Source organism: Kangiella koreensis DSM 16069 (assembly GCF_000024085.1).
In the GTDB taxonomy this organism is placed as follows: Bacteria; Pseudomonadota; Gammaproteobacteria; order Enterobacterales; family Kangiellaceae; genus Kangiella; species Kangiella koreensis.
The window spans coordinates 940714-966834 of sequence record NC_013166.1; the positions used below are offsets into that span (position 1 = coordinate 940714).

The following is a 26121-nucleotide window of genomic DNA, read 5'->3' on the forward strand; positions in this document are numbered from 1 at the left end:
CTCCTTGTAAGGTAAGACCGGCAGGTGCCGGTCTTGTATGTGTTTAATCATTAATCCCTAGCAAATCGAGGAAGAAAGCGTATTCCATAGCTGTTTGCTCAAGACGCTTAAATCTCCCTGAAGCACCACCATGACCAGCCTCCATATTGGTGTGGAATAGCAGTTTATTATCATCCGTTTTGAAGTCACGCAGTTTAGCGACCCACTTCATTGGCTCAAAATATTGAACCTGTGAATCATGCAATCCGGTGGTGACTAACATGTGAGGATAGTCTTGCGCTTTAACATTGTCATAAGGTGAATATGACAACATATATTCATAGGAGTCCTTATTATTGGGGTTGCCCCATTCGTCATACTCATTAGTAGTTAATGGGATGGACTCGTCTAGCATGGTCGTCACTACATCGACAAAGGGCACATGAGCTGCAACGCCTGCGTACTTTTCTGGTGCCATATTAATGACAGCGCCCATCAATAAGCCACCTGCGCTGCCGCCTGCAATAAAGACTTTATCTTTGGCAGCATATTGTTGTTCAACCAAACCGTCAGTGACATCAATGAAGTCAGTGAATGTATTGATTTTATTGAACATTTTTCCATCTTCATACCACTGGCGACCAAGCATCTGGCTGCCACGAATATGGGCAATCGCTACCACAAAACCACGATCAAGCAGTGATAACCAATTGGAACGGAAGTTCGCATCCATGGTTGCGCCATAGGAACCATAACCATATTGATAGAGCGGGTTGGTTCCATTCTTTTTAAACATATCTTTACGATAAACCAGAGACACAGGAACTTGTACACCGTCTCTGGCATCAATGAATAAACGCTCACTTTGATAGTCGTTGCTGTCGAAATCACCCAAGACTTTGTCTTGTTTAAGCAAAGTACTTTCTCCAGTGACCATATTAAAATCATAGATTGAGTCAGGAGTTGTTAGACTTGAGTAAGTATAACGCAACGTTTCGCTGTCAAAGTTTTTGTTAGTAGAAAAACGGGCTGCGTAGGCGGGGTCATCAAAGTTGACAGACTTAAAGCTGCCATCTTCAATATTCATGACACGAACGCTGGTTAAGCCGTTGCTCCGTTCGGTTAAAGCAATAAAATCATTGAAGGCTTTAACATCCGTGATTTGTGTGTTTTCTCGGTGTGGAATTACTTCTTCCCAAGCAGAAAAGTCATTATGTTTACTTTGATGCACTTTCATCAAACGAAAGTTTTTAGCTTCTTTATTGGTTTGTACATAAAAATATTCGCCTGATTTGTAGGTCGAGTATTCATGCCCTGTTTCTAAAGGGTAGAATTTTTTGAACTCACCGTCTGGCACGTTAGCATCAAGAATACTCTCGCCTTTGGTTTCAGTGCTGTAGTGCCCAATCTTGATGAAGCTGCCATCTAATGATTTGGTCAGTCCGGTATAATATGTGGTATCAGTTTCTTCATATACTAAAACATCGGCTTCTTGATCTGTACCGAGTTTATGGCGGAAAACTTGATAGCCCAGTAATGTTTGCGGATCTCTGCGGATATAAAATATGGTTTCATTATCATTGGCCCAAACCGCTCCACCATCAGTCTCTTCAAGTGTGTCCGGCAATAGTTGGCCAGTAGAGAGGTCTTTAAAGCGAAGGGTGTAAACACGACGACCAATACTGTCATCGGAGTAGGCTAGTATAGCGTGATTCGGGCTCACCTCAGTGGATGCTACATTAAAGTAATCATGTCCTTGAGCTAGTTCATTCACATTAAGTAAAATTTCTTCATCTGCTTCAAGCGAACCCTGTTTACGTGCATAAATAGGATATTCGCTGTCTTCCTGGAATCGAACATAGTAGAAATAGTCACCTAAACGATATGGAACTGTCGACTTATCTTTTTCAAGACGGCTCACCATTTCGTTGTAAAGCTTTTCCTGCAAGCTCTTGGTACCCGCCAGCATAGCTTCTTTATAATCATTTTCAGCTTCCAGATGAGCAAGTATCTCAGCATCTGTTCGGCTATCGTCACGCATCCAATAATAGTCATCAACACGGGTATCGTCATGAATGGTCATTTCATGAGGTACTTTCTTCGCTACTGGTGGCTTTAATGACTTGTCTTTTTGAGAGTCATTCATAGTGGTCTCAATAATTAAGGTCTGCTCTTCTTGAGAGGTCTCTTTGTCGCTGGTGGCAAAATATATGCCCACCCCAATTAAAGTAAGGCTAATTAATATAAGAAGATACTTCATTTTAAGTCTTCCTTGTAACGGGTAATAAACGTTTTTTAGAGGAACTAACTATATACCATTAAATTCACCAAAATCCAGCATAAGCTAATGTAGGTATGTTTTGAGGCTTAAGGGGTGAAATACTGGTGAGTTTGAAGGATAATGGCGGCCATTTCGAAGAATAGACATGAGCGCCGAAGGTTCGGGCCTAATGTAAAGTACAAGAAACTGGAGTAAGTTATGAGTTGTGATTTTATCGCTTTGGCCAATAAAGGGGTTCAGGAGTTGCACCCATACCAGCCGGGTAAGCCTATTTCTGAACTTGAAAGAGAGTTGGGTATTACCAATATCGTGAAGTTGGCTAGTAACGAAAACCCAATCGGATTAAGCGGCAAAGCGAAAGCAGCCATGGAGAAAGAGTTTGCCGATTTGGCTCGCTACCCTGATGCCAATGGCTATTATTTGAAAGCCAAGTTGTCTGAGCGCCTGGGCGTAGGGATTAATCAAATTACACTCGGTAATGGCTCTAACGATGTGCTTGAACTGATTGCACGTGTATTTGTAGCGCCTGAGCACGAGGTAATTTACTCGCAACATGCGTTTGTTGTCTATCCGATTGTGACCCAGGCCATTGGCGCTAAGAAGGTGATTATTCCAGCAAAAGATTGGGGGCATGATCTCGAAGCGACAGCTGCGGCAATCACACCGAATACACGCATGATTTTCATCGCTAACCCCAATAACCCTACCGGCACCTGGGTTAATAAAACTGACCTGAAAGCCTTTATGGACAAGGTTCCACAAGACGTGATCGTGGTCGTTGATGAAGCTTATTATGAGTATGTCGAAGATGCCGATTACCCGCAGACAGTTCCTTGGATAAAAGAATATCCAAACTTGATTGTGACTCGTACTTTCTCTAAAGCTTATGGCTTAGCAGGCGCACGTGCAGGTTATGCCGTCGCTAATGAAGAAATTACTGGCTTAATTAATCGTCCTCGCCAGCCTTTTAATATGAACTCGTTAGCGTTAGCAGCTGCAGTTGCTGTTCTTGATGATCACGAGTATCTGCAAAAAGCATTAGATGTTAATAAGTCTGGTATGCAGCAATTAATATCAGCGTTTGATGAGCTTGGCTACGACTATATCCCTTCAGTAACCAATTTTATTACGGTTGATATGAAACAGGCAGCCGGACCTTTGTATCAGCAGATGCTAGAGCAGGGTGTTATTGTTCGTCCAGTGGGCAATTATGAAATGCCAAATCACTTACGTATCAGTATTGGCCTTGAAGAGGAAAATGCTAAGTTTATTCGCGTCTTGCGCGAAATGACTAAGTAATTATCTATGAATGCAGACAATAAGCATGTGCCTGTCATTGCCGTTGATGGGCCAAGTGGTTCTGGAAAGGGCACTATTAGTCAAATTCTTGCAACAAAACTTGGCTACCATCTGCTGGATAGTGGCGCACTGTACCGTTTAACGGCTCTGTCAGTGATTGAGCAATCAATTAATCCTGAAGATAAAAAAGCTGTGGCTGAGGCTGCTTTGAATTTGGATGTTGTGTTTGAGCCGCAACCTGATGGCGAGCAAAAAGTTTTATTGGATGGAGAAGACGTTGGCGTCAAGCTACGATTGGATGAAACCAGTGCTATGGCCTCTAAGATTGCGGCAATACCAGAGCTCAGAGAAGCTTTGTTGACTCGTCAGCGGCAGTTTAGACAGGAACCCGGACTGGTGGCTGATGGAAGAGACATGGGAACGGTGGTTTTTACAGACGCCGACTTTAAGATTTTCTTGACCGCAAGCCCCGAAATACGGGCTGAAAGACGCTATAAACAGTTGATCGAAAAGGGCGTAGATGCTAACATTTCGCACCTTTTAAAAAGCATCATCGATAGAGATGAGCGTGATCGCACTCGAACTGTGGCTCCATTGGTGCCAGCAGAGGGTGCTTTTGTTATTGATAGCTCACAATTATCTATTGATGAAGTGGTTCAGCAAATCCTTGATTTTATGGGGTTTTCTGAATAATTTTTTATGCTGGCTCGCACGGATGAATGAGTTAGCTTAACTAACTGACCCGTCACTATAGGACCATAGTGTGGTGATTTAAACAAGCCTTTGTTCAGTTTTCCGATACTCGGTTTTCTGGCAAAGATTATCAGGTACTAACGAATGAGCGAAAATTTCGCACAACTTTTTGAAGAAAGTTTAGCAAACGTAGAAATGCGTCCAGGTGCAATCATCACTGGTGTGGTGGTTGATATTGATAACGAAGTGGTTGTTGTAAACGCTGGTTTGAAATCAGAAGGTGTTATCCCACGTAATCAGTTCTTAAGTGATTCGGGTGAGCTTGAAGTTTCTGTTGGCGATGAAGTACAAGTTGCTTTGGACGCGGTTGAAGATGGTTTTGGTGAAACACGCCTATCACGTGAGCGCGCCAAGCGTTTTGCGGCTTGGGGTGTTTTGGAAGCTGCCCATGAAGCGAATGAAACTGTTAAAGGTGTCATCACTGGTAAAGTTAAAGGTGGTTTCACAGTTGACGTTCAATCGATTCGTGCGTTCTTACCAGGTTCATTGGTAGACGTTCGTCCAGTACGTGATACAACTCACCTTGAAAGCATTGAGCTTGAATTTAAAGTTATCAAGCTTGATCAAAAACGTAACAACGTAGTGGTTTCTCGTCGTGCTGTTATCGAGTCTGAAAACAGTGCTGAGCGTGAAGAGCTTCTTGAGAACTTGGAAGAAGGTTCAGAGCTTAAAGGTATCGTTAAGAACCTTACTGATTACGGTGCGTTTGTTGACTTGGGTGGTATTGATGGCTTGCTACATATCACCGACATGGCTTGGAAACGCATTAAGCACCCAAGTGAAGTGGTACAAGTTGGTGACGAAATCGACGTTAAAGTTCTTAAATTTGACCGCGAGCGTAACCGTGTATCACTAGGTATCAAGCAGTTGGGTTCAGATCCATGGGTTGATATCAACGATCGTTACCCAGAAGGCGCACGTCTACAAGGTCGCGTAACTAACCTTACCGACTACGGTTGTTTCGTTGAAATCGAAGACGGTGTCGAAGGTTTGGTTCACGTATCTGAAATGGACTGGACTAACAAAAACATCCACCCATCTAAAGTGGTTAACTTGGGTGATGAAGTTGAAGTTATGGTTCTTGATATCGATGAAGAGCGTCGTCGTATATCACTAGGTATTAAGCAATGCGTACCAAATCCTTGGAACGAATTTGCTGCAACTCATAACAAAGGTGACAAAGTTTCAGGTAGCATCAAGTCTATTACTGACTTTGGTATTTTCATCGGTCTTGACGGTGGTATCGATGGTTTAGTTCACTTGTCTGACATTTCTTGGACTGTTGCTGGTGAAGAAGCTGTTCGTGACTACAAGAAAGGTGACGAAGTTGAAGCTGTTGTTCTAGCTGTTGATGCTGAGCGTGAGCGTATTTCTCTTGGTATCAAGCAAGTTGATTCAGACCCATTAGCTGAATACTTGTCAGAGCATCCAAAAGGTACACTTGTTAAAGGTAAGGTTAAAGAAGTTGATGCGAAAGGTGCATTGATTGAATTAGCTGACAACATTGACGGTTATGTACGCGCATCAGACATCAGCACAGACCGTGTTGAAGATGCAACTAAACACCTAAGCGTTGGTGACGAAATCGAAGCCAAGTTTATGGGCGTAGATAAGAAAAACCGCAACTTGAACCTTTCTATTAAGGCAAAAGATGCTGCTGAAGAAGCTGCTGCAATTAAAGAATTCAGCAATGATGCTTCTGCTCCGGCAACTCTAGGTGATTTGTTGAAAGAGCAATTAGGCGACGAATAATCGCTAGTTGATTGCTTTTAGCATCATGATCCAAATCAAGCCCGACCTTAGTCGGGCTTTTTTTTGCTTAGAAAAAGTGTAAAAAAGATCATATAATTAAAACAGTTAGGTGCATTTTCCGGCAAAATCCACCATACTGTAGGCATAAGGTAGAACGACGTAAGGATAATGACCATGACTAAATCGCAATTGATAGAGCGCTTAGTGGACAAAAATCCACAGCTATCAGTACGTGATGTCGAACTGGTAGTGAAATCCATGATTGATCAAATGTCGGAATCTCTGTCTGACGGAGACCGCATTGAAATCCGTGGTTTTGGTAGCTTTTCGCTTCACTACCGTGCGCCACGCGTAGGCCGTAACCCAAAAACAGGTGAGTCGGTTAAGCTAGACGGCAAATATGTCCCCCATTTTAAGCCAGGCAAAGAGTTGCGTGAGCGAGTGAATGACGGCCAGGATAAACCAATCAAACCATAACACCCTCTGAAATAATTATTTCTGACCAGAACGGAGAATACCTTGCGACAACTCTTCGCGATAATACTCTTCATTGCTTTACTGATTCTCAGTACTGTATTTGCCTTGAATAATAATCAGCCAATTGTGGTTGATTACTTGTTTGCTGAGTCTGAGTTAGCCCTTTCAACATTGATTTTCTGGGTTGCCTTAATTGGCTTGGTCCTGGGCGTTTTAGCGATGACAGTCGTAGTACTTAAGTTGCGCGTACAGCTCAAGCGTAGCCGAAATCGTCTCAGAAAAGCCGAATTAGAGTTAAATAATTTGAGGACTGCGCCGGTCAAGGATACGGTTTAGCATGAACGAATGGTTCTTATATGGGGTGTTGGCGCTACTACCCATCGCCGCATATTCTGGCTATCGCCTTGGCCGAAAGCAAAGAAAAGACTCTAAAAGCTCCGGCTCCGGTCTTTCCAGCAACTATATCAAGGGCCTTAACTACTTACTTAATGAGCAGCCCGATAAGGCCGTAGACACCTTTATTGACCTGTTAACGGTTGATACTGATACCGTTGAAACCCATTTAGCTCTGGGTAATCTATTCCGCAAACGTGGTGAGGTCGATCGTGCCATAAGGCTGCACCAAAACCTCATTGCTCGCCCACAGCTATCATCCGATGATCGTAATACTGCTCTTTACCAGCTTGGCCTGGATTATAATGCTGTAGGTATGTATGACCGAGCTGTCAGCCTGTTCACAGAGCTTTTGGAAGACCCTGAGCATAAATCCGAGTCTTTGCACCAGTTGCTGAATATTTACCAGTTAACCAAAGATTGGGATCAGGCGGCAAAAGTTGCCGAGCAACTTCAATCCAGTATGGGTGAAGAGCAGTCCAAACCATTGGCCCACTTTTACTGTGAACTAGCTGATCAAAAGCGCTCCGAAGGCGATATTAAAGCTGCATTGGCTAATCTAAAAAAAGGACTTTCCATTAACCCAGATTCTGTTCGGGCGAGTATTTTGCAGGGTGATATTTATCTTCAGCAAAAAAGCTTCAAACAGGCGATTAAGTCCTATCAGAGAATTCTTAAACAAGACATAGCGTTTTTACCTGAGGCACTGCCAAAAATTGCCGAAGCTTATAATGAGCAGCATGACCCAAAAGGCTATAAGCATTTCCTTAATGAAAGTTTAGAGCAGAATGCAGGGGTTTCGGTACTAATAGAACTTTCTAAGCTCATTCAAAAAGAGAAGGATGACAAAGCGGCAGCTTTCTTAATTGGCCATTATTTACAAGAAAAACCATCTTTGAAGGGGCTCCACCGGCTGATAGCTCTGCATATTGAGCACGCGCAGGACTCAGCTAAACCGAGTTTGCAGTTGCTCGATGATATTGTTAAGAAGCTGCTGCTCAGAAAACCGCGTTATGAATGTCAGAATTGTGGTTTCCAGACAAAAGCTATTTACTGGCAATGCCCGAGTTGTAAGGAGTGGAGTTCCGTTAAACCCATAAAAGGTATAGAAGGCGAGTAAGAGTATGTCAGATCCCAAAATTCTGGTTGCACTGGATTATGATAATCAGGCACAAGCACTGGAACTTGTAGATAAATTAAAGCCGGAACTATGTGGCTTAAAAGTAGGCAAGGAAATGTTCACTCTGTTTGGCCCTGAGTTTGTAAAGGTGCTAGTCAGTAAAGGTTTCAAAGTCTTCCTGGATCTTAAATTCCATGATATTCCGAATACGGTGGCAAAAGCGTGCAAAGCGGCTGCCGAGCTTGGTGTCTGGATGGTCAATGTCCATGCTTCGGGTGGCAGCAAGATGATGCATGCAGCCCGTCAGGCTATTGAAGAGTGTGATAATCGCCCGCTATTGATTGCAGTTACTTTGCTTACTAGCATGGACGAGGTCGCTTATAGTGAGATTGGCTTCAAACGCGATTTACCAGAGCAGGTTGAACATTTAGCCAGCATATCGAAATCAGCCGGTTTAGATGGTGTTGTCTGCTCTGCCTGGGAAGCTAAAAGACTAAAAGAGCAATTGGGTCAGGACTTTAAGCTGGTCACTCCCGGAATTCGCCCCCCTGGCAGTGATATAGGTGACCAAAGTCGCATCATGACCCCCGAACAAGCTGTTGTGGCGGGTTCTGACTACCTTGTTATAGGTAGGCCTATTACAAAGGCAAGCGATCCACTAAAGGCCCTGTACGACATTTCTGAAAGCATTGTGAGCTAGTTGTAAATAGTACCTCCTGAGATTATTCTCCTTTCTGTCGCACGATGACGACAAAAAGGATATTAAAAACAAGGAGATAATCATGAAAAAACTAGCTTTAATCCTATCATTAGTAATCGCTGCAAATACTCAAGTTTTGGCCGCCAAGGAACGAGGTGGCTTAGCTGCTGCAGGTAGCCAGGGAGCGGCACAAGAAGTTTCTAGCACCGTTAATATCAATTCAGCAGATGCAAAAGAGCTGTCTAGAGTGTTGGTTGGAGTGGGTGCTAAGAAAGCAGAGGCTATTATTGAATACCGACAAAAATTTGGTCCATTTAAATCAGCTAATGAATTAACTGCTGTAAAAGGGATTGGTCAGAAAACTGTCGATAAAAACAAAAGCAAGATTAAGCTGTAGCAGCCGACGATTAGTCCATCTAAAGCCCAAAGTCTCTTTGGGCTTTTTTGTATCAAACTCACTTGTTAAGTAGCTGGGCGTAAATTCAGGGCAAGCTCGGGTGTAACCCAGAGAATAATTGCACTAAGCTCTTTTTGATTGCTTAGATTTCAGTACTGATTGAAGGGCAGGGCCTTTAAGCAGACTTTTAGGCCAAACCAGACCTAATATCACGCCCTGTACGAAACCAATGATATGAGACTCTTCCACAACGGCACCGCCTAGCCAATTATCATACTCTGATTGAACCCCCATTATTTGAGGCAGAAATATTTTGACTGCGACAATAATCAACAATAAACCGCTGAGCTTAACTCCCAGTCGTAATTCAGCTGTGGCGCAAGCGGCAATCAGGCCATATAAAGCTCCCGACATTCCAACATAATGAACAATATGTGGAGTCCATAAATGCATCGCCAAGATATTGACGAAATACAGCAGAAGAACCCAGCTAATCCAGTAAGACATTTTCAGCAAAGGTTGGAAAATGAAACTGATCAGCCACAGGCTGGCAAGATTCATTAATGTATGCCAGCCGCCAAGGTGGACCAGATTGGCAGTGATTAGTCGCCACCATTGGCCCTCCTCAACTAAGACCCGGTCATAAGCCAACCATAAGTTAGATTTGGGCAAAAGCAAGTAGCTGATAATGCATATATGACTTATGGTCAATGCAAATGCGTATTTTCGTAGAAATTGGTTCATAAAATATTTTTATCAAATGTAAAATTTAGTTCACACTTTTAATAATCAACTGTGGCTAAAATTTGTACAGGTAAAATGGATTGCAAAAATGACACTTGTAAATAAATTCTTTTAAAAACAATCATTTACGTGGTACATGCTATGCAATTTGTTTTTCTTAATGCTATGTGAGTAAATTCTATAGGCTTTTTTTTACTAAATCACTCAATAAAGAGGAAAATATTATGTTTGAAACTATCGCTATGATCTGCTATTTATCTATCTCAGAGCCACAAACTTTTGAAGCTCCTGTGTTCGAGCAAGCACCAATCACCAGCGTATTCACTGGTGGACCTGGTGGTGAACCAGGTGATGACCCAACAAAAGAGAAAGAGAATTGATAGAAAGCATTATCAACAATTTTAGTATTAACAATCTAGTCAGCGACATTTTCATGATGTCGCTGCTGGGTTGTGTATTTTTGCACTTGCTGTTTACAAAGCAAAAAAGATTGGTTTCTTTTTCAATTGCGCTCCTGCTAATTCAGTTTATGAACTGGAATTTAGTGCCCTATTTATGGAATCACGAACACGGAATGTTTATGTGGTACATATCTTGGATGGTCACGGATATATTGATCTTGTTATATGTTGCCTACAAGGCAGTGGTAACTGGGAGAGTCTTAAAAGAAGAGTTTGCTGTAAGTGTCGTTACTTCAATAGCCATAACTGTGAATATATTGAGATTTATAGAAAGACACTACACCAGCTTCGATTTCATAAAAGAGCTACAGGTATACACTATGCCTGCCGTTAACATCTGCATCATATTAGCTTTATTAACACCAGTGGTTAAACAACTGGTGGTAACTTTAGGAAGAAAAATCAATGGCATTACTATTTTTGGCCTACGGTTTAGTGTTAGCAGCGTTCGCAGCAGCGCTGTTTTGGCTAATCCTGAGAGCTTATCGCGGACGAATAGACGTTCCTTATGATGAGTATTCGCTGGATAGCGAATATGAATCTGACGGCAACGTAATTGATCTATCGGCTTTTAAGCGAGCTGATATGATTGGTTTGCGCTTGCTTCAGGAATACTCACAGATAGAATCAAGCAACTTGCCTGAGAAGGACAAGCTGCGTGAGATTTTATTGTGGAACCAAAAACTACAAGAGTTTGAAAGAAATAATAGAAGAATTATTCAATCTCGTGGTTTCTTAAAGCCAATTCAATTACAGAGCACTAAAGCGCCAAGCCCAACTGAGTTCTCCAGAACTTAGTACCATCACAAAATATCAGAGCATAAAAAAGGCCTGCGAATGCAGGCCTTTGGTTTATCTATCTATTACTAAAATCACTAAGCACTTAGTCGAGCATCATAAATATGCTTACTTCAGGTTGGCGATCCGAACCCCGAGTTCTTCTTTGCTACTGTTAGCGCGGTAGTTAGAAAGAATCAGTTCAGCTTTTTCCTCTGGGGAGAGGTTAATGCCACGAGTAGTTGATAGAGACTCTACCAAGGCAATGATTTTTCCTAAAGTGTCGACTTCTGACCCATAGTCGACCTGAGTGTAATATTCACTCATCGGTACTAAAGACAGTCGATACCCTAATGCTCTAGCTAAACCATCGATTTTATGAACACCCGGATCGGACGTTTTACCCTCTAAAATACGATAAATGGTTGATTGGCTAATATGAGCCTTATGCTGCATGGAATAGTCTGTTTCACCCAGACTTTGCATGAGTTGTTTTAACTGATCAATTATTTCGCTCATTGAGATTTCCTAAAAAAGATGCAAATTCGGTTTGATTTGTATGCATATTTGCATTATTATTTAAACCAAGTTCTGAAATGCATTCGATAGCTATTTGTATCACAGAGTGAATCACAAATAAAGTAATGAATTGTATTGAGGCGAAAGTTTCTATTTCAGAAGAGCGGTAGTAACCGCAACCAGTTTTCCTTCAGCTATATGGTGGGATTTGGCCGAGACAAGTTCTCGGCTTTTTTTTGTCTGAAATTAATGAGTTACACTCTATTTAGTACTCAATATGTTTTGTTGATAGTCGGTGCTCTCTGGGAATGTCTTACTACTGCTTTGGCGGTGTTAGACGGTAGGAGTTAGGCTAACACAACATTTTTAAGTCGAATCTGCTTTATTATTTCCATTACAGAACTACGTATATTCATATTTGACTCAAATTAAGTCAATTTGTAATCAATGCATTGGGCTGGTAAACTCCGCGCTCTTTTTTGCCAGATACCGAGTTCCCATGCTCATTAGTCCGCCATAGCGCATACTTTGTCCTAAGGTAACAGCCCTTGTTACCGCTCCAACTCGCCGCTGGCTGCGAGTACTTCCTATTGAGTTTTTATAACAACTTAATTGTTGCTGTTCTTATTTTACGGTTATTACAATGTTACAAACTATCAAAAGAGACTGGTTCTCAAACATCAGAGGCGATCTGCTTGCCGGTTTAGTGGTAGCGCTGGCTTTAATTCCAGAAGCAATTGCCTTTTCAATTCTTGCCGAAGTAGACCCTAAAATTGGCTTATATGCCTCTTTCTGCATTGCAGTCATTATCGCCTTTGTCGGCGGTCGTCCGGGTATGATATCAGCAGCAACTGGCGCCATGGCCTTGCTAATGGTAACGCTAGTCAAAGAGCATGGCCTTCAATATTTGTTAGCTGCTACAGTGCTGACTGGTATTTTGCAGATATTAGCTGGCTATTTGCGCCTTGATGGATTGATGCGCTTTGTCTCTCGTTCAGTGGTGACTGGCTTTGTGAATGCCCTGGCCATATTGATTTTTATGGCTCAAGTTCCAGAGTTGATTGATGTAACCTGGCATGTTTACGCAGTGGCAGCTGTCGGTCTTGGCATAATCTATCTGTTTCCATTGATTCCAGTGATTGGAAAAATCATTCCTTCGCCTTTAATTTGTATTGTCGGGCTGACCATTGCGGTTGTGGCTTTAGGTTGGGAAATTCCTAACGTTGGTAGCAAAGGTGAGCTACCCGACACCCTGCCAATATTCTTATGGCCAGATGTCCCATTGAACCTTGAAACTTTGATGATTATCTTTCCAACATCTGCCGCATTAGCGGTAGTCGGTTTGCTGGAATCATTGATGACAGCGGGAATTGTTGATGATTTAACCGATACTCAAAGTAATAAAAACCGTGAGTGCAAAGGACAAGGCATAGCCAATATTGGTGCTGGCTTAATGGGTGGCATGGCAGGCTGCGCCATGATTGGCCAATCAGTGATTAATGTTAAGTCTGGCGGACGCGGTCGCTTGTCGACTTTTGTGGCTGGTGTGGTATTAATAATATTGGTCGTCTTTCTTGATGAATGGATCAGTTTAATCCCAATGGCAGCATTGGTTGCAGTTATGGTTATGGTCTCTATTGGTACCTTCTCTTGGTCTTCAATTAAGGACATGAAGAAACACCCAATGTCTACCAACCTGGTAATGGTCGCCACTGTTGTGGTAGTTGTTATTACGCATAATCTGGCAATTGGAGTATTTGTCGGAGTCTTGATGGCCTCTTTATTCTTTGCCAACAAGATTGCTCGCTTTATGGTCATCAAACGGGATAATGATAAAGATCTTAGCGCTCGCCATTACGAAGTTATCGGGCAAGTTTTCTTTGCATCCTCGGAAAAGTTCCTAGGATCATTTGATTTTAAAGAAGCCATTGAGGAAGTGACCATTGATTTAACGCACGCACACTTCTGGGATATCACTGCGGTTGGAGCATTGGATAATGTCGTCATCAAATTCCGTCGCGAAGGTACGCAGGTTAATGTCATAGGTTTGAACGAAGCTTCGAAAACGGTTGTCGATAAATTTAGTGTTTATGATGATCCTGAAGAAGTTGAAAAACTTATGTCTGGGCATTAGTCTGCATAGATGAGGAGAATGGAATGAAAAATATAATTGCCTGTATTGATGGTTCAGCCATGTCAGCTTCTGTGTGTGATGCAGCGGCTTGGGCGAGTAACAAACTTGAAGCACCCTTAAATTTGCTTCATGTGCTAGAAAAAACAGTCAGTCCCGAAAATGAAAACCTGTCAGGTTCAATTGGGTTGGGCGCAAGAGAGGCTTTGCTGGAGCAATTAACTGAGCTCGATGAGAAGCGAAGCCGTATAGCGCTAGAGCATGGTAAGCATATGCTTGAAGACGCGCGTCAGCGAGCTGTGGAGCAGGGTGCTGATGAGGTGTTTATGCAACAGCGTCATGGCAGCTTGCTTGAATCATTGACAGAACTTGAGTCTGATATGAGGCTATTGGTGTTAGGCCGCTTAGGTGAAGACCATGATGCCTCAGCGCATACCATTGGCTCACAACTGGAAAGTGTTATTCGTGCCATGCATGTTCCGATTCTGGTTGCGGTAGGCGAGTTTAAAGCACCCAAGAATTACATGATTGCCTACGACGGCAGTGACATTGCCAATAAAGCCATTGAGCGTGTTGCCGCCAGTCCTTTATTGAAAGGATTGGAAGGGCATATTGTTATGGTCGGTGATGATAACGACAAGAACAACCAAGCCCTAAATCAAGCTACTGATATTTTGAGAAAGCATGGCCACAATGTTCAGTCGGCACTAGTTCAAGGCGAGGTTATCGAAGGGTTAAAAGCCTATCGGCAAAAGGCTGGTATCGAAATGATGATCATGGGTGCTTACGGCCATTCACGCGTTCGCCAGTTCTTCCTCGGCAGCAACACCCAGACCATGATCAGCAACAGTAATATTCCACTTATCCTGTTGAGATAAAATCTACTGCGCTAAGTTGCCTTCTTAAAAACGCTACTTGCACAAGCCAGTAGCGTTATTCGTATTATTTTCCTGCATCACAATTTAGAAATCCCAACTACGCCTAACCAATTGTGCCTACATAGTGGCTACATGACTTTTATATCAGGCAATAAAAAAGGCCTTACATTGCTGTAAGGCCTTCAGAATTTGGCTCCCCCTGCTGGACTCGAACCAGCGACATATGGATTAACAGTCCACCGTTCTACCAACTGAACTAAGGGGGAATTATTCGCTCGTCACTTTGTGTGCTGAACGGGGCGAGATAATAGACATATTTCGCTTAACGGTCAACACCCAAGTGATGATTTTTTTAAATTTAGGCCATTTTTCTGAGTCTTACGATGGCTTCCTCTAGTGTGTCCATGCTGGCGGCATAGGATAAGCGCAAGTGGCCAGGGGCCCCGAACGCAGAGCCAGGCACTAGTGCCAAGTCAACTTTTTCGATAAGCAGTTCAGCAAAATCCAGATCAGATTCACAGCCGTGTTTATCTATCAAGCCCTGCATATTGGGGAAGGCATAAAAGGTACCGTCACTGGGTAAGCAGGTGACGCCTTCGATACTATTTAAAGCATCAACAAGGTAGTCATGACGTCTTTTGAAGGCTGCGAGCATTGGTTTAATACAGGATTGGTCGCCGGCCAATGCCGCGGTTGCTGCTGCCTGACTTGGGGCCGCTGGATTGGAAGTGCTTTGCGATTGAATCTTTTTCATAGCACCAATCAAATCTGCAGGGCCGCCCGCATAGCCAATCCGCCAGCCGGTCATGGCGTAGGCTTTGGAAACACCATTCAATACCACCGTTCTGTCGTACAGTTCTGGACAGACATTCAGAATGTTGACGAATGGTTGTTCGGTCCAAAGAATATGCTCATACATATCGTCAGTGGCTACTACAATATTAGGAAACTCAAGCAAAACGTCTGCCAAGGCTTTGAGTTCTTCTTTACTGTAGGCAACGCCCGTCGGATTGCTTGGGCTGTTGATAACAAACAATTTGGTTTTGTCGGTAATGGCGTTTCGCAACTGCTCTGGAGTAATTTTCAGGTGCTGCTCAATGGTGGTTTCGATAATAACGGGTTTACCACCTGCCAGAATTGCCATGTCAGGATAGGAAACCCAGTATGGGGCAGGGATAATGACCTCATCACCGTCATTAATGAGCGCCTGGCAAAGGTTGTAAAAACTCTGTTTGCCCCCACATGATACAAGGATCTGGTTGGCTTGATAATCAAGGTTATTATCGCGCTTGAACTTGTCGATAACGGCCTGTTTAAGCTCGGGTGTACCATCGACAGGCGTGTACTTGGTTGCGCCGCCTTTGATGGCCTCAATGGCAGCTTGCTTAATGTGCTCCGGTGTATCAAAGTCGGGTTCACCCGTACCCAAGCCCACGATCGGACGCCCCTGAGCTTTAAGCTCTTTGGCTTTTGCTGCCACCGCAAGCGTTGGTGATGGTTTAACCAGTTTTACACGTTCGGAAAGTTGAATAGCCACCGTATCCCCTTAATTTGTTTGATCGATGTTGAGTGTGCGAGAATATCTGGCAATGATACTCCAACTTTTTCGCCCACCCAAGTTTTACAAGCGTAGTTTTACAAGAGTGTATAAGTAACAGTCATGAGCCAACAATTTGATATCCATTCACCGTTTCCGCCAGCGGGCGACCAACCTAAAGCCATTAAGCAACTGCTGGAAGGGTTGGAAGACGGTTTGTCGCACCAGACGCTGCTTGGCGTAACTGGTTCAGGCAAAACTTATACTATGGCCAATGTGATTGCGCAAAGTGGGCGCCCAGCGATCATTATGGCACCCAATAAGACGCTGGCTGCGCAGTTGTATGGTGAGATGAAGGAGTTCTTTCCCAATAACGCGGTGGAATACTTCGTTTCCTACTATGATTATTATCAGCCGGAAGCTTATGTTGCGGCTTCGGATACCTTCATCGAAAAAGATTCGTCGATTAATGAGCACATCGAGCAGATGCGACTGTCGGCGACGCGCGCTTTATTAGAACGTCGTGACACCATTATCGTGGCTTCCGTGTCTGCAATTTATGGTCTGGGTGACCCAAAAGCCTTCCACAGTATGGTGATGCACCTGAAAGTAGGGGATGAGGTAGACCAGCGATTCATTCTTAGACGCCTGGCTGAGCTGCAATACACCCGTAATGAATTCGACCTGCAGCGTGCTACCTATCGTGTACGCGGTGATTTAATTGATATTTACCCAGCTGAATCAGAAAAACACGCGATACGGATTGAGTTGTTTGATGATGAAGTGGAAACCATTCAAACTTTTGACCCGTTGACTGGCGAAGTCTTGAAACGCTTGACTCGCGTAACGGTTTTCCCGAAAAGCCATTATGTCACCTCCCGCCAGACTATTCTTGATGCGATTGAACAGATTAAAGTGGATCTGAAAGAACGGCTGGCCCAGTTTTATGAACAGAACAAGTTAGTTGAAGCGCAGCGCCTTGAGCAACGCGTCAAGTTTGATATCGAAATGATGCAGGAACTTGGTTATTGCTCGGGTATTGAAAACTATTCGCGTTACTTGTCGGGGGCACAACCCGGCGAGCCGCCACCATGTCTATTGGACTATTTACCGCCTGATGCGCTGATGCTCATTGATGAGTCGCATGTGACTGTGTCGCAAATTGGCGCCATGTATAAAGGCGACCGCTCGCGTAAAGAAACACTGGTTAATTATGGTTTCCGGTTACCGGCAGCCTTGGACAACCGGCCATTGAAGTTCGAAGAGTTTGAGCGGATTACGCCGCAAACCGTATTTGTTTCAGCAACTCCCGGTAAGTATGAAGAAGAAAATACCGGACAAATTGTTGAGCAGGTGGTGCGTCCGACTGGTTTGATTGACCCCGAAGTCGAGATTCGTCCGGTTGGAACGCAGGTGGATGACTTATTGTCTGAAATCCATCTTCGCGTTGAGAAAAATGAGCGCGTGCTGGTGACTACATTAACCAAGAGAATGGCCGAAGATTTAACCGACTATTTATCTGAGCATGGTGCTCGAGTGCGTTACCTGCATTCGGATATCGACACCGTTGAGCGGATGGAGATAATCCGTGATTTACGTCTGGGCGAGTTCGATGTATTGGTCGGCATCAACCTGTTGCGGGAAGGCCTTGATATGCCGGAAGTATCATTGGTTGCGATCTTGGATGCGGATAAGGAGGGCTTCCTGCGCTCCGAACGTTCATTGATTCAGACCATCGGCCGTGCAGCTCGGAACCTTAGCGGTAAAGCGATACTTTACGCAGACAGAATCACAGGCTCAATGGAGCGAGCTATTGGCGAAACCAATCGTCGTCGCGCGATTCAGCAGGAATATAATGAAAAGCATGGAATAACGCCTATTGGTGTCAGCAAGAAAATTACCGATGTCATGGATACTGGACATAGCAAGAAAAGTCGCAAAGTGGCTGAAAAGCTCAGTCAGTATAAGGTGAAATCATTGGCTGATGCGGTTAAAGAAATTGCCCATATGGAAAAACAAATGCTCGAACATGCCAAAAACCTTGAATTTGAAAAAGCGGCCAAGATGCGAGACGAGATACAAAAGCTCCGAGAAGCCAGCTTAGCTTCTTAAAGTAACTTAACAAAGAGAGCTTCTTCACAAAAATTTACTTTTAGAATGAAGTCATTAATAAAATAAAAGGGTCTATTGAACCTTTGTTTCTCGAGCTACTCAGATGCTACAATACCGAAATTGGCCTCAGGTTGTATAGTCAACCTGGGGTAAAGCATTAAGCCGAGGTTCATCCAGACCGGCTATAGTTGTTTGAATTTCAATAATAGTGTTTAACTTGTTGATTTAATAAATGAAGAGACCTGGAATAAAAATGACAAAAACAGTGAAGTTTAGTCTGTTTATATGTTTATGGTTGTTCAGTCAGCTCGCAAGTGCGAGCCTTAACCAGCAGAACCTCAAACAGTTTTTCCAATATAAATTAGACACTATTAATCGCTTCATGCAGGACAATCACCAAAAGGCCCTGCAAGATCCTTCTATTCTGATGAAGTTTGTTGATAGCGACCTACTCACAGTTTGGTCGGCCAAGAATACCATTCGTGCCATGCTAGGGGCACAACGCTGGTCTCAGCTAACTGTTGAACAAGAATCCCAACTGATAAAAGCTTATGAGCAGACTATGCGTCGTTATCTATATGAAGTTATGAATCAGTACCAGGGACAGATCGCTGAAGTTGAGTCAATACGTCTGAATGACAAGCAGAATAAAGGCTGGTTAACCGTCGTGTTAGAAACTCAATCTCTCCCAGATATATCAATTGATTTAAAAATCTATAAAGAAGATACCGACTGGACTATTTATGATTTCAGCTTCCAAGGGATTAGCTTTGTTAAAATGAAGCAGAATTACTTCCAGACAACTTTTGATGCGAAAGGATTTGAGGGTGTATTGGCGGATCTAGATAGCAAAAATCAAAAATTTAATAAAAAGTTGAAGGTTGCAAGGAAGTGAGTGAGTGTGAGAAGAGTTGGTATTTGATCAATTCAAAGCCTAAGCAGGAATTAAGGGCTTTAGAACACCTTAAAAATCAAGAGATTAACTGCGTTTTACCAGTTTTAGAAGTTGAGAGAATTATTCGAGGCAAAAGACAAAAAGCCATAGAACCATTATTTCCTGGTTACTTGTTTGTCGAACTTCAGACTAATGGGCAGGGGTGGTCAAAAATCCGCTCCACACGTGGTGTGCGAGACTTTGTTCGCTTTGGAGGCGTACCGGGCAGGGTTCCTGATTCGGTGTTAGAGCATTTGCTGATACTGGATACCTCATTCACCCCCATAGAAACCAATGCACCAGGTGCGGGCGATAAAGTTATTATTACTGATGGCCCATTCAAAGATCTTGAGGGTGTTTTTAAAATCAGTAACGGAGAAAAGCGTTCAATCGTCTTACTGACGATATTAGGAAAAGTAACAGAGATGGAGCTAGAAAATAAGCAGCTTAGAAAAGCTTAAAATAAGCTTTTACAGTTAGTTAGATTTGGCGGTTACAATCAATCCCTAATTGACTATAATAGCGCGCGGTTGGAAGAAATTGTAAAAAAAGCGGACAAACGGCAAGCAATTTGCCCATTTTTAGCATTGTTATTGAAAGATATATATAAACTCTAAAAAGGCACTTTGGGAGCCTGAACCCACGGGCGGTAGCGTGTCTGAATCTGAGAGAAGGGTATGAATAAGAAAATTATAGAACAAAAATTTATCAATAAAATCAATAAAGTGGCCATTGATGCAGGTGCTAAGATAATGGCTATCTATGAAAAGGATTTTAATATTTACGAAAAAAAGGACGATTCTCCTCTCACAGAAGCTGATTTAGCTTCGCATCATCACATTGTAAACGAACTCACCGCATTAGATGTCGGATTTCCTATATTATCGGAGGAGTCTGCAGATATCGATTGGAGTGAACGTCACTCATGGCAAACTTATTGGTTGATAGACCCCCTTGATGGCACTAAGGAATTCATCAAGAAAAATGGTGAGTTTACAGTTAATATAGCCTTGATCCATAAGAACGAGCCAGTTCTTGGTGTTGTGTATGCACCGGCCATTGATACTCTTTACTATGCTTCTGAAGATATAGGTGCCTGGAAACAGGAATCAGGAGTGGCGCAGCAGATTAATATATCCGCTAAAGCTGAAAATCCGATACGAGTCGTGGGCAGTCGCTCACATCAATCTGATGCTATAGCTGGTTATTTAAAGAACTATCCAAATCATGAAATGATTCCAATGGGTAGTTCGCTAAAACTGTGCTTAGTTGCGGAAGGTAAAGCAGATTTGTATCCTCGCTTAGGACCCACTTGCGAGTGGGACACTGCAGCTGCTCACGCGATTGTTAAAGCTGCAGGCGGTCGTTGTGTAATTTTCGATGAAAAAACAAACTCCGAAACCGAAGACCTGAGCTATAACACAAAAGAGTCTTTGTTGAATCCGTATTTTATTGTTAAAGGGCCTGTTATCAATGAATAAGTTATTGGGTATATCGTTTCGTTTAGTGCTTTGTTTAGGGGCATTGCTGACTCAAGTTTCAATAGCAGCACAGGATTTATCACAAGCCAAGCAGTTATGCGAAAATGCTTCTGCGCAACAAAGAGAAATGGCGCGTGCTGCTGGCTATGATGTCGATGCGCTTTGCGCTTCTTTGAAAAGTCAATCTAGTCAGGATTCGAAAACAACTTCTTCTGCCAGCTCTATTCTTCCAAGAGAGCTTGATAATTTCCCAATTGGAGCAGAGCAGCATCATTTAGAGGATGAGATTGAAAGCAATAAACCTCGCATTGAGCAAAAGTTAGAGCCTTTTGGTTACGATATTTTTGCTGGGCTGCCAACCACCTATACTCCTGTGACCGACCTGCCTGTTCCTTCCAACTACGTTGTTGGGCCAGGAGACGTTATACAGGTTCAGCTTTATGGTAAAGAAAACAATAGTTATGAGCTTGTTGTGTCACGCAATGGTAGTATTCAATTTCCTCAGCTTGGCCCCATTAATGTCGCCGGACTCTCATATACAGAGCTAAAAGAATCTTTGACTCAACAAATAAATGAGCAGTTCATAGGTGTAAAATCGAATATAAGTTTGGGAGAGCTACGCTCAATTCAAGTTTTTGTATTAGGTGAGTCCTATAAACCAGGCGCTTATACCGTCTCTTCCTTATCTACTGTAATGAACGCTCTATATGTTAGTGGTGGCATTAAAGAAGTGGGCTCTTTGCGTAATATTCAGCTTAAGAGGAATGGTCAGCTTATAAGTAGCATTGACCTTTACGACTTCTTATTGAAAGGTGACATAAGAGCTGACCGACGCTTGCAATCTGGTGATGTTATTTTCATTCCATCAGTTAATAAGACCGCTTCAATTGCAGGAGAAGTTGTCCGCCCAGCAATTTATGAAATTAAAAATGAAAAAAGCATTTCCGAGCTAGTTGATTTAGCAGGTGGATTTTTACCTTCGGCCTATACACAGGATGTAAGAATTGAGCGCATTGATAATGAAAACCAGAAAACAGCATTGGACATTGATTTAACAACTAAAGCAGGTCGCTTGACAACATTAAAAGCAGGGGATTTTCTAAAGGTATACCCTGTGGCTGAGAAAAATGAGAATATTGTTGAATTAAGTGGGCATGTGGAAAGGCCTGGCACCCTTGCTTGGAAAAAAGGGTTAAGATTAGCTGATGTTATTTCTAATGCGAAGCAATTAAAATTAAATGCCAATATAGATGCTGTGATAATTGCTAGAGAAGTTACCCCGCTAGGCGAATTAAAAGTGCATCATGCCAGCTTAAGGGCTGCTTGGAAAAACTATGACAGTTTTGACAATATTCTATTAGAACCAAGAGATAGAATTATAATTCTAGCGAACTCAATTACAGAAAAAGAAGTTGATATATATAAGAAGGAGTCTCGGGAAAAGAAATATCTAGATGCTGTAGAGTCTCAAAAATTTGATGTGTCCCGTTTAAATGCAGGTCGCTCATTGACATACGAGACAGGCGTGCCTAGTAATAATATTGAGCCTCTAGATAATGAGGTAGGCAGTGAGTATCTTACGAAAGATAAAGCATTATTAAATGGAGAAAAGCAGCTGAAGCCAGAGATTGAAGAGTATGAATTGCTGGAGTTAGAAATACGCAATCAAGAAGTAGAGAAATTAGTAAAAGAGCTTAAATCCCAGTCAACCTATGAGAATCCGGCAAGAGTTGTCAGAGTTGATGGTGCTGTTAAGTTTCCTGGAGAATATCCATTAACTGAAACAATGTCGTCAGCTGATTTAATTAACATTGCAGGTGGGCTTTCTGAATCTGCATATATAGTAGAAGCTGAAATAACGCGTCAAGAAATCATTGGCAATGAGACTGCAAAGATTACCCACTTGCCAGTCGAGCTACAATCTGAATTCTTAGGTAATAGATCTTCAACACTTAAAGCCAAAGATCAGTTATCGGTGAAGATTACACCTGAATATAGAAATGAAACTTTTGTTGAGGTACAAGGCGAGGTTCGATTCCCTGGGCGTTATAAAGTTGCACGTGGCGAAACTTTAACGCAACTTATTGAGAGGGTTGGTGGCTTCAGTGACTTTGCACATATAAAGGCAACAGTGTTTTCTCGTAAAGAGCTAAGGGAACATGAGCAAAAGCAATTGGATCAGTTGCAAGATAAGTTAAGACAAAGCATTGCTACCATTGAGTTGGAGCAATCCAATATTGGTAAAACTGCAGATGTTAGCTCTGCCAAATCGTTAATTGATATTTTAGATACAACAGAAGCTACAGGTCGATTGGTCATCAATCTTGATGGGATTTTGGCTGGTAAGATTGAAGATGTAGTACTAAAAGATGGTGATATGTTAATTGTTCCTTCATATCGCCAAGAAGTTACTGTGGTTGGTGAAGTACAAGTGGCCACATCACATTTATACAATCCTAACTTTGACTTTGAAGATTATATCGACAGAAGTGGTGGCGAAAAAGACACAGCCAATTCTGACGCTATTTATATCGTAAAAGCTGATGGTTCTGTAATCCTACCTAACCGTTCATCCTGGCTGACGCATAGTGACGCAAAAATAGAATCAGGAGATACCATTGTAGTGCCTCTTGATACTACTCGTGTAGATAGTCTTGAATTGTGGTCAAGAGTTAGTCAGATCGTTTACCAATTGGCACTTGGTGCAGCAGCAGTGAACAGTTTTTAATATATGCAGCTAAATCTATGGGTGGCTTACAAGCCGCCCATAAATAGTTTTTAAGTGAATCTACACGGATTAAATAACAACAAGGATTATTATTCTGACTAATACTCAGAGTTTATTATTTAAAGCAATGAAAAAACTATCAATAATATTAATACTTATTAGTGCATCAATCACTAAAGCTGAACCCTGGCTAGATGCGAGAGATGAATGGCTTCGTGCTGATATTGAGTTATTGGCTAATGAGGGGATCATAAAGGCTCCTGTTACCACTTGGCCCGTACCGTGGGCTTCCATAATTCGAGACTTAGATGCAGCATCTGAAACCAAAGTTAGTGTTGAGTTATTACCGATACTTTTACGTGTGAAAAGGAAAGCACGTTTTGAAACTGAAAACGAGACACATAAGTTTCTATCAGTAAAAGGAGGTAACCAGTCTAAAATAATACGTCATTTTGGTGATGAGCGTCGTGAAAAGGCTGAAGTTTCCACTCGTTTTACTGGTGTATCTAAAAGCTTTGCGTGGAATGTAGAAGCAACCAAAGCGTTTGACCCTCTTGATGGGGAAGAGGAGCGTTTCGACCATTCATATATTGCAGCTATTTGGGGGAATTGGATTATATCTGCTGGTGCTCAAGAAAGGTGGTACGGACCAGGCTGGGATAGCTCCTTGATATTGAGTAACAATGCTCGTCCAATTCCTGGCATTTCAATTCAGCGAAATTATAGTGACCCTTTTGATAATCCATGGCTATCTTGGATTGGACCATGGACCATTAATGCATTTGCTGGACAACTAGAAAGTAACCGATTTATTCCTCATGCTAAGTTGTTAGGTATGAGTGTATCTTTTAAACCATTTAACTCATTGGAAATTGGCTTGCGTAGAACTGCACAATGGGGCGGTGAAGGTCGGCCAGAGTCACTATCAAGTTTAGTAGATCTGGCTATAGGAAGAACAAATTGTGACCAAATTGAAGATGGTTGTGACGATAGGCTAAACGGGAATGAGGCCGGCAACCAGCTGGCAGGAATCGATTTTAATTGGCGGCTCCCAACCAACAACTATATGGGAAGTTTATACGGTCAGCTGGTAGGGGAAGATGAAGCAGGTTATGCTCCTTCAAGAAAGTTTTATCAGTTAGGTTACAAGACCAACTTCTTAATAGGTGGTTTCGGCATAACAACCTACTTAGAATATGCTGATACAGAAAATGAGTTTAGACCGAATTTAACTTACGAACACGGTATTTATCAAACAGGTTATAGAGCAGAAGGAAGAAGCATAGGCTCAACTTATGATAATGATACCAAAAGTATGTCAGTCGGGTTCTTGGCAACACACAAATATGGCGATAGATATAAACTTCGCATTGCAAAAGTAGATTTAAACAAAGATGGAACTGGAAATCATACCGTTAGCCAAGCAGCGACTAGTTTCACCCAATTAGAGTTAAAATACCAGCATCCGACGAAATATGGTTTGCTGGGTATTGAACTAGATGTTAAGGATAAGTCGGTCGACACTCTCGGCTACCAACAGGATAAATACAACATCGGTATATCCTGGTCGATGGAGTTGTAGTTACAGTACACGGTAAGAGCAGAGCGATGCACTACCGGACCCCAGAAGTTAATGGATAGGCTATTTTAAAAGTTGCCAATAATCAAGAAAGCAAATTATGAATCAAGACAACAATCAACAGAACATACCAACACAAGGCTACTACCCGCCGCAATCGCGCTATCAAGAAGAGGAAATCGACCTTCGAGAGTTGTTCTCTATAATTTGGCAGGGTAAATGGTTGATAATCGCTATAACAATATTTTTTGCTATTGGCTCAGTAGCATTAGCCTTATGGCTCCCGAATGAATACAAAGCTACTGCAATTGTGCAACCAAACGACAGTGGTCGTGGTGGTAAACTAGCATCATTGAGTGGGCAATTTGGAGGGCTTGCATCACTTGCCGGCGTCAACTTGGGGGCGGCTGAATCTACGGACGCAGTAATAGCGATTGAAATAATGAACAGCTGGGGCTTTGCTGAACAATTCATTGACAAGCATGAACTTGATGTACCTCTCTTCGCAGCAGAAGGGTGGGAAGAGTCAACTGATCAATTACAGCTTGATGAAGATATTTATGACCCCCAACGAAACGAGTGGGTGCGGCAAGCACCAAAGGGGAAAACTGTTGAGCCAACAAGTTGGGAGTTGTACGAGCAACTCAGAAAGCGTCTTCTTATTAGTCAAGATGCAGAAAAAGGCTTGGTCAATATCTCAGTTACTCACTATTCCCCTCGTATTGCGAAGCAATGGACAGATTGGTTAGTACAAGATATTAACGAGCACATGAAAGAAAGAGCACTTAAAGAAGCCAATGAAAGCATAAAATATCTTGAGGAGCAGATAAACCAAACATCAGTTGCTGAAATTAGAGCAGTATTCAGTGAACTCATTCAAGAGCAACATAAAACGAAGATGCTAGCTCAAGTGTCAGATGAATATGTATTTAAAACAGTGAGTGAAGCAAAAGCTCCTGAGGAAAAAGACAAGCCTAAAAGGGCTTTAATTTGTATAATAGGGACTTTGTTGGGCGGCTTCTTGTCTTTATTCATAGTCTTAATGAGCGGTCTGTACAAAAGAGAAAAGCGGTTAGTTAAGGATTAACT

23 protein-coding genes and 1 tRNA gene are annotated in these 26121 nt (G+C 42.4%); 19 read left to right on the forward strand and 5 right to left on the reverse strand.

Annotated features, from left to right (window positions below):
- Window positions 1-43: 43 nt before the first annotated feature.
- Window positions 44-2239 carry a S9 family peptidase gene (locus tag KKOR_RS04485; protein ID WP_012800829.1) on the reverse strand — a complete coding sequence of 732 codons (2196 nt, stop codon included), beginning with the start codon at window positions 2237-2239 and terminating at the stop codon, window positions 44-46.
- 219 nt (window positions 2240-2458) lie between these two features.
- Here KKOR_RS04485 and hisC point away from each other — a divergent pair, with 219 nt between their 5' ends.
- The 8 genes from hisC (at window position 2459) to KKOR_RS04525 (ending at window position 9151) form a co-directional block, all read left to right on the forward strand.
- Window positions 2459-3559, forward strand: a complete 1101-nt coding sequence (hisC, locus tag KKOR_RS04490) for a histidinol-phosphate transaminase (RefSeq protein WP_012800830.1) — start codon at window positions 2459-2461, stop codon at window positions 3557-3559.
- Window positions 3560-3565: 6 nt separating this feature from the next.
- Window positions 3566-4252: a (d)CMP kinase gene (gene cmk, locus KKOR_RS04495; RefSeq protein ID WP_012800831.1), complete on the forward strand. Its 687-nt coding sequence runs from the start codon at window positions 3566-3568 to the stop codon at window positions 4250-4252.
- Window positions 4253-4396: 144 nt separating this feature from the next.
- Window positions 4397-6064, forward strand: a complete 1668-nt coding sequence (gene rpsA / locus KKOR_RS04500) for a 30S ribosomal protein S1 (protein WP_012800832.1) — start codon at window positions 4397-4399, stop codon at window positions 6062-6064.
- Between the two features lie 174 nt (window positions 6065-6238).
- On the forward strand, window positions 6239-6541 hold the full coding sequence (gene ihfB, locus KKOR_RS04505; protein ID WP_012800833.1) for an integration host factor subunit beta: 303 nt from the start codon (window positions 6239-6241) through the stop codon (window positions 6539-6541).
- Between the two features lie 42 nt (window positions 6542-6583).
- Window positions 6584-6877 carry a LapA family protein gene (locus tag KKOR_RS04510; RefSeq protein WP_012800834.1) on the forward strand — a complete coding sequence of 98 codons (294 nt, stop codon included), beginning with the start codon at window positions 6584-6586 and terminating at the stop codon, window positions 6875-6877.
- A gap of 1 nt (window position 6878) precedes the next feature.
- A complete protein-coding gene (lapB, locus tag KKOR_RS04515; RefSeq protein WP_012800835.1) occupies window positions 6879-8054 on the forward strand; it encodes a lipopolysaccharide assembly protein LapB in 1176 nt (391 codons plus the stop codon).
- 4 nt (window positions 8055-8058) lie between these two features.
- Window positions 8059-8754 carry an orotidine-5'-phosphate decarboxylase gene (pyrF, locus tag KKOR_RS04520; RefSeq protein WP_012800836.1) on the forward strand — a complete coding sequence of 232 codons (696 nt, stop codon included), beginning with the start codon at window positions 8059-8061 and terminating at the stop codon, window positions 8752-8754.
- Window positions 8755-8836: 82 nt separating this feature from the next.
- A complete protein-coding gene (locus KKOR_RS04525) occupies window positions 8837-9151 on the forward strand; it encodes a ComEA family DNA-binding protein (protein WP_012800837.1) in 315 nt (104 codons plus the stop codon).
- Window positions 9152-9274: 123 nt separating this feature from the next.
- Here KKOR_RS04525 and rrtA read toward each other — a convergent pair whose 3' ends face one another.
- A complete protein-coding gene (gene rrtA / locus KKOR_RS04530; RefSeq protein WP_012800838.1) occupies window positions 9275-9895 on the reverse strand; it encodes a rhombosortase in 621 nt (206 codons plus the stop codon).
- A 224-nt stretch (window positions 9896-10119) separates the two neighbouring features.
- Between rrtA and KKOR_RS13555 the strand changes: the two genes are divergently transcribed.
- Together KKOR_RS13555 and KKOR_RS04535 are read left to right on the forward strand one after the other, a co-directional pair.
- The gene (locus KKOR_RS13555) at window positions 10120-10275 is read left to right on the forward strand and encodes a hypothetical protein (RefSeq protein ID WP_012800839.1); all 156 of its coding nucleotides are present in this window, start codon (window positions 10120-10122) and stop codon (window positions 10273-10275) included.
- Window positions 10276-10761: 486 nt separating this feature from the next.
- Window positions 10762-11154, forward strand: coding sequence for a hypothetical protein (locus KKOR_RS04535; RefSeq protein ID WP_012800840.1), 393 nt, complete (start codon window positions 10762-10764; stop codon window positions 11152-11154).
- A 108-nt stretch (window positions 11155-11262) separates the two neighbouring features.
- Here KKOR_RS04535 and KKOR_RS04540 read toward each other — a convergent pair whose 3' ends face one another.
- The gene (locus KKOR_RS04540) at window positions 11263-11652 is read right to left on the reverse strand and encodes a helix-turn-helix domain-containing protein (RefSeq protein ID WP_012800841.1); all 390 of its coding nucleotides are present in this window, start codon (window positions 11650-11652) and stop codon (window positions 11263-11265) included.
- Window positions 11653-12295: 643 nt separating this feature from the next.
- Here KKOR_RS04540 and KKOR_RS04545 point away from each other — a divergent pair.
- Complete coding sequence (locus KKOR_RS04545) at window positions 12296-13786, forward strand: SulP family inorganic anion transporter (protein ID WP_012800842.1); 1491 nt, start codon at window positions 12296-12298, stop codon at window positions 13784-13786.
- A 23-nt stretch (window positions 13787-13809) separates the two neighbouring features.
- Window positions 13810-14661: a universal stress protein gene (locus KKOR_RS04550; protein ID WP_012800843.1), complete on the forward strand. Its 852-nt coding sequence runs from the start codon at window positions 13810-13812 to the stop codon at window positions 14659-14661.
- Between the two features lie 190 nt (window positions 14662-14851).
- Here the strand turns inward: KKOR_RS04550 and KKOR_RS04555 are convergent.
- Window positions 14852-14927, reverse strand: a tRNA-Asn gene (locus KKOR_RS04555).
- A gap of 92 nt (window positions 14928-15019) precedes the next feature.
- On the reverse strand, window positions 15020-16198 hold the full coding sequence (locus tag KKOR_RS04560) for a pyridoxal phosphate-dependent aminotransferase (protein ID WP_012800844.1): 1179 nt from the start codon (window positions 16196-16198) through the stop codon (window positions 15020-15022).
- A 123-nt stretch (window positions 16199-16321) separates the two neighbouring features.
- Between KKOR_RS04560 and uvrB the strand changes: the two genes are divergently transcribed.
- The 7 genes from uvrB (at window position 16322) to KKOR_RS04595 (ending at window position 26119) form a co-directional block, all read left to right on the forward strand.
- Window positions 16322-18310, forward strand: a complete 1989-nt coding sequence (uvrB, locus tag KKOR_RS04565) for an excinuclease ABC subunit UvrB (RefSeq protein WP_012800845.1) — start codon at window positions 16322-16324, stop codon at window positions 18308-18310.
- A gap of 253 nt (window positions 18311-18563) precedes the next feature.
- Window positions 18564-19205: an MlaC/ttg2D family ABC transporter substrate-binding protein gene (locus KKOR_RS04570; protein ID WP_012800846.1), complete on the forward strand. Its 642-nt coding sequence runs from the start codon at window positions 18564-18566 to the stop codon at window positions 19203-19205.
- Window positions 19206-19228: 23 nt separating this feature from the next.
- Window positions 19229-19705 carry a transcription/translation regulatory transformer protein RfaH gene (rfaH, locus tag KKOR_RS04575; protein WP_267195228.1) on the forward strand — a complete coding sequence of 159 codons (477 nt, stop codon included), beginning with the start codon at window positions 19229-19231 and terminating at the stop codon, window positions 19703-19705.
- A 216-nt stretch (window positions 19706-19921) separates the two neighbouring features.
- Complete coding sequence (gene cysQ / locus KKOR_RS04580; RefSeq protein WP_012800848.1) at window positions 19922-20725, forward strand: 3'(2'),5'-bisphosphate nucleotidase CysQ; 804 nt, start codon at window positions 19922-19924, stop codon at window positions 20723-20725.
- A complete protein-coding gene (locus KKOR_RS04585) occupies window positions 20718-23453 on the forward strand; it encodes an SLBB domain-containing protein (protein ID WP_012800849.1) in 2736 nt (911 codons plus the stop codon). The genes cysQ and KKOR_RS04585 overlap by 8 nt, the downstream gene beginning before the upstream one ends.
- 127 nt (window positions 23454-23580) lie before the next feature.
- Window positions 23581-25035 (forward strand): capsule assembly Wzi family protein, encoded by a 1455-nt coding sequence (locus KKOR_RS04590; RefSeq protein WP_012800850.1) that lies wholly within the window; start codon window positions 23581-23583, stop codon window positions 25033-25035.
- A 97-nt stretch (window positions 25036-25132) separates the two neighbouring features.
- Complete coding sequence (locus tag KKOR_RS04595; RefSeq protein WP_012800851.1) at window positions 25133-26119, forward strand: Wzz/FepE/Etk N-terminal domain-containing protein; 987 nt, start codon at window positions 25133-25135, stop codon at window positions 26117-26119.
- Window positions 26120-26121 lie beyond the last annotated feature (2 nt).

What these genes read in the sequence shown, in the direction of transcription:
- KKOR_RS04485 (WP_012800829.1), bottom strand. Translation starts at nt 2,239, where the DNA reads ATGAAGTATCTTCTTATATTAATTAGCCTTACTTTAATTGGGGTGGGC.
- hisC (WP_012800830.1), top strand. Translation starts at nt 2,459, where the DNA reads ATGAGTTGTGATTTTATCGCTTTGGCCAATAAAGGGGTTCAGGAGTTG.
- cmk (WP_012800831.1), top strand. Translation starts at nt 3,566, where the DNA reads ATGAATGCAGACAATAAGCATGTGCCTGTCATTGCCGTTGATGGGCCA.
- rpsA (WP_012800832.1), top strand. Translation starts at nt 4,397, where the DNA reads ATGAGCGAAAATTTCGCACAACTTTTTGAAGAAAGTTTAGCAAACGTA.
- ihfB (WP_012800833.1), top strand. Translation starts at nt 6,239, where the DNA reads ATGACTAAATCGCAATTGATAGAGCGCTTAGTGGACAAAAATCCACAG.
- lapB (WP_012800835.1), top strand. Translation starts at nt 6,879, where the DNA reads ATGAACGAATGGTTCTTATATGGGGTGTTGGCGCTACTACCCATCGCC.
- pyrF (WP_012800836.1), top strand. Translation starts at nt 8,059, where the DNA reads ATGTCAGATCCCAAAATTCTGGTTGCACTGGATTATGATAATCAGGCA.
- KKOR_RS04525 (WP_012800837.1), top strand. Translation starts at nt 8,837, where the DNA reads ATGAAAAAACTAGCTTTAATCCTATCATTAGTAATCGCTGCAAATACT.
- rrtA (WP_012800838.1), bottom strand. Translation starts at nt 9,895, where the DNA reads ATGAACCAATTTCTACGAAAATACGCATTTGCATTGACCATAAGTCAT.
- KKOR_RS13555 (WP_012800839.1), top strand. Translation starts at nt 10,120, where the DNA reads ATGTTTGAAACTATCGCTATGATCTGCTATTTATCTATCTCAGAGCCA.
- KKOR_RS04535 (WP_012800840.1), top strand. Translation starts at nt 10,762, where the DNA reads ATGGCATTACTATTTTTGGCCTACGGTTTAGTGTTAGCAGCGTTCGCA.
- KKOR_RS04540 (WP_012800841.1), bottom strand. Translation starts at nt 11,652, where the DNA reads ATGAGCGAAATAATTGATCAGTTAAAACAACTCATGCAAAGTCTGGGT.
- KKOR_RS04545 (WP_012800842.1), top strand. Translation starts at nt 12,296, where the DNA reads ATGTTACAAACTATCAAAAGAGACTGGTTCTCAAACATCAGAGGCGAT.
- KKOR_RS04550 (WP_012800843.1), top strand. Translation starts at nt 13,810, where the DNA reads ATGAAAAATATAATTGCCTGTATTGATGGTTCAGCCATGTCAGCTTCT.
- uvrB (WP_012800845.1), top strand. Translation starts at nt 16,322, where the DNA reads ATGAGCCAACAATTTGATATCCATTCACCGTTTCCGCCAGCGGGCGAC.
- KKOR_RS04570 (WP_012800846.1), top strand. Translation starts at nt 18,564, where the DNA reads ATGACAAAAACAGTGAAGTTTAGTCTGTTTATATGTTTATGGTTGTTC.
- cysQ (WP_012800848.1), top strand. Translation starts at nt 19,922, where the DNA reads ATGAATAAGAAAATTATAGAACAAAAATTTATCAATAAAATCAATAAA.
- KKOR_RS04585 (WP_012800849.1), top strand. Translation starts at nt 20,718, where the DNA reads ATGAATAAGTTATTGGGTATATCGTTTCGTTTAGTGCTTTGTTTAGGG.
- KKOR_RS04590 (WP_012800850.1), top strand. Translation starts at nt 23,581, where the DNA reads ATGAAAAAACTATCAATAATATTAATACTTATTAGTGCATCAATCACT.
- KKOR_RS04595 (WP_012800851.1), top strand. Translation starts at nt 25,133, where the DNA reads ATGAATCAAGACAACAATCAACAGAACATACCAACACAAGGCTACTAC.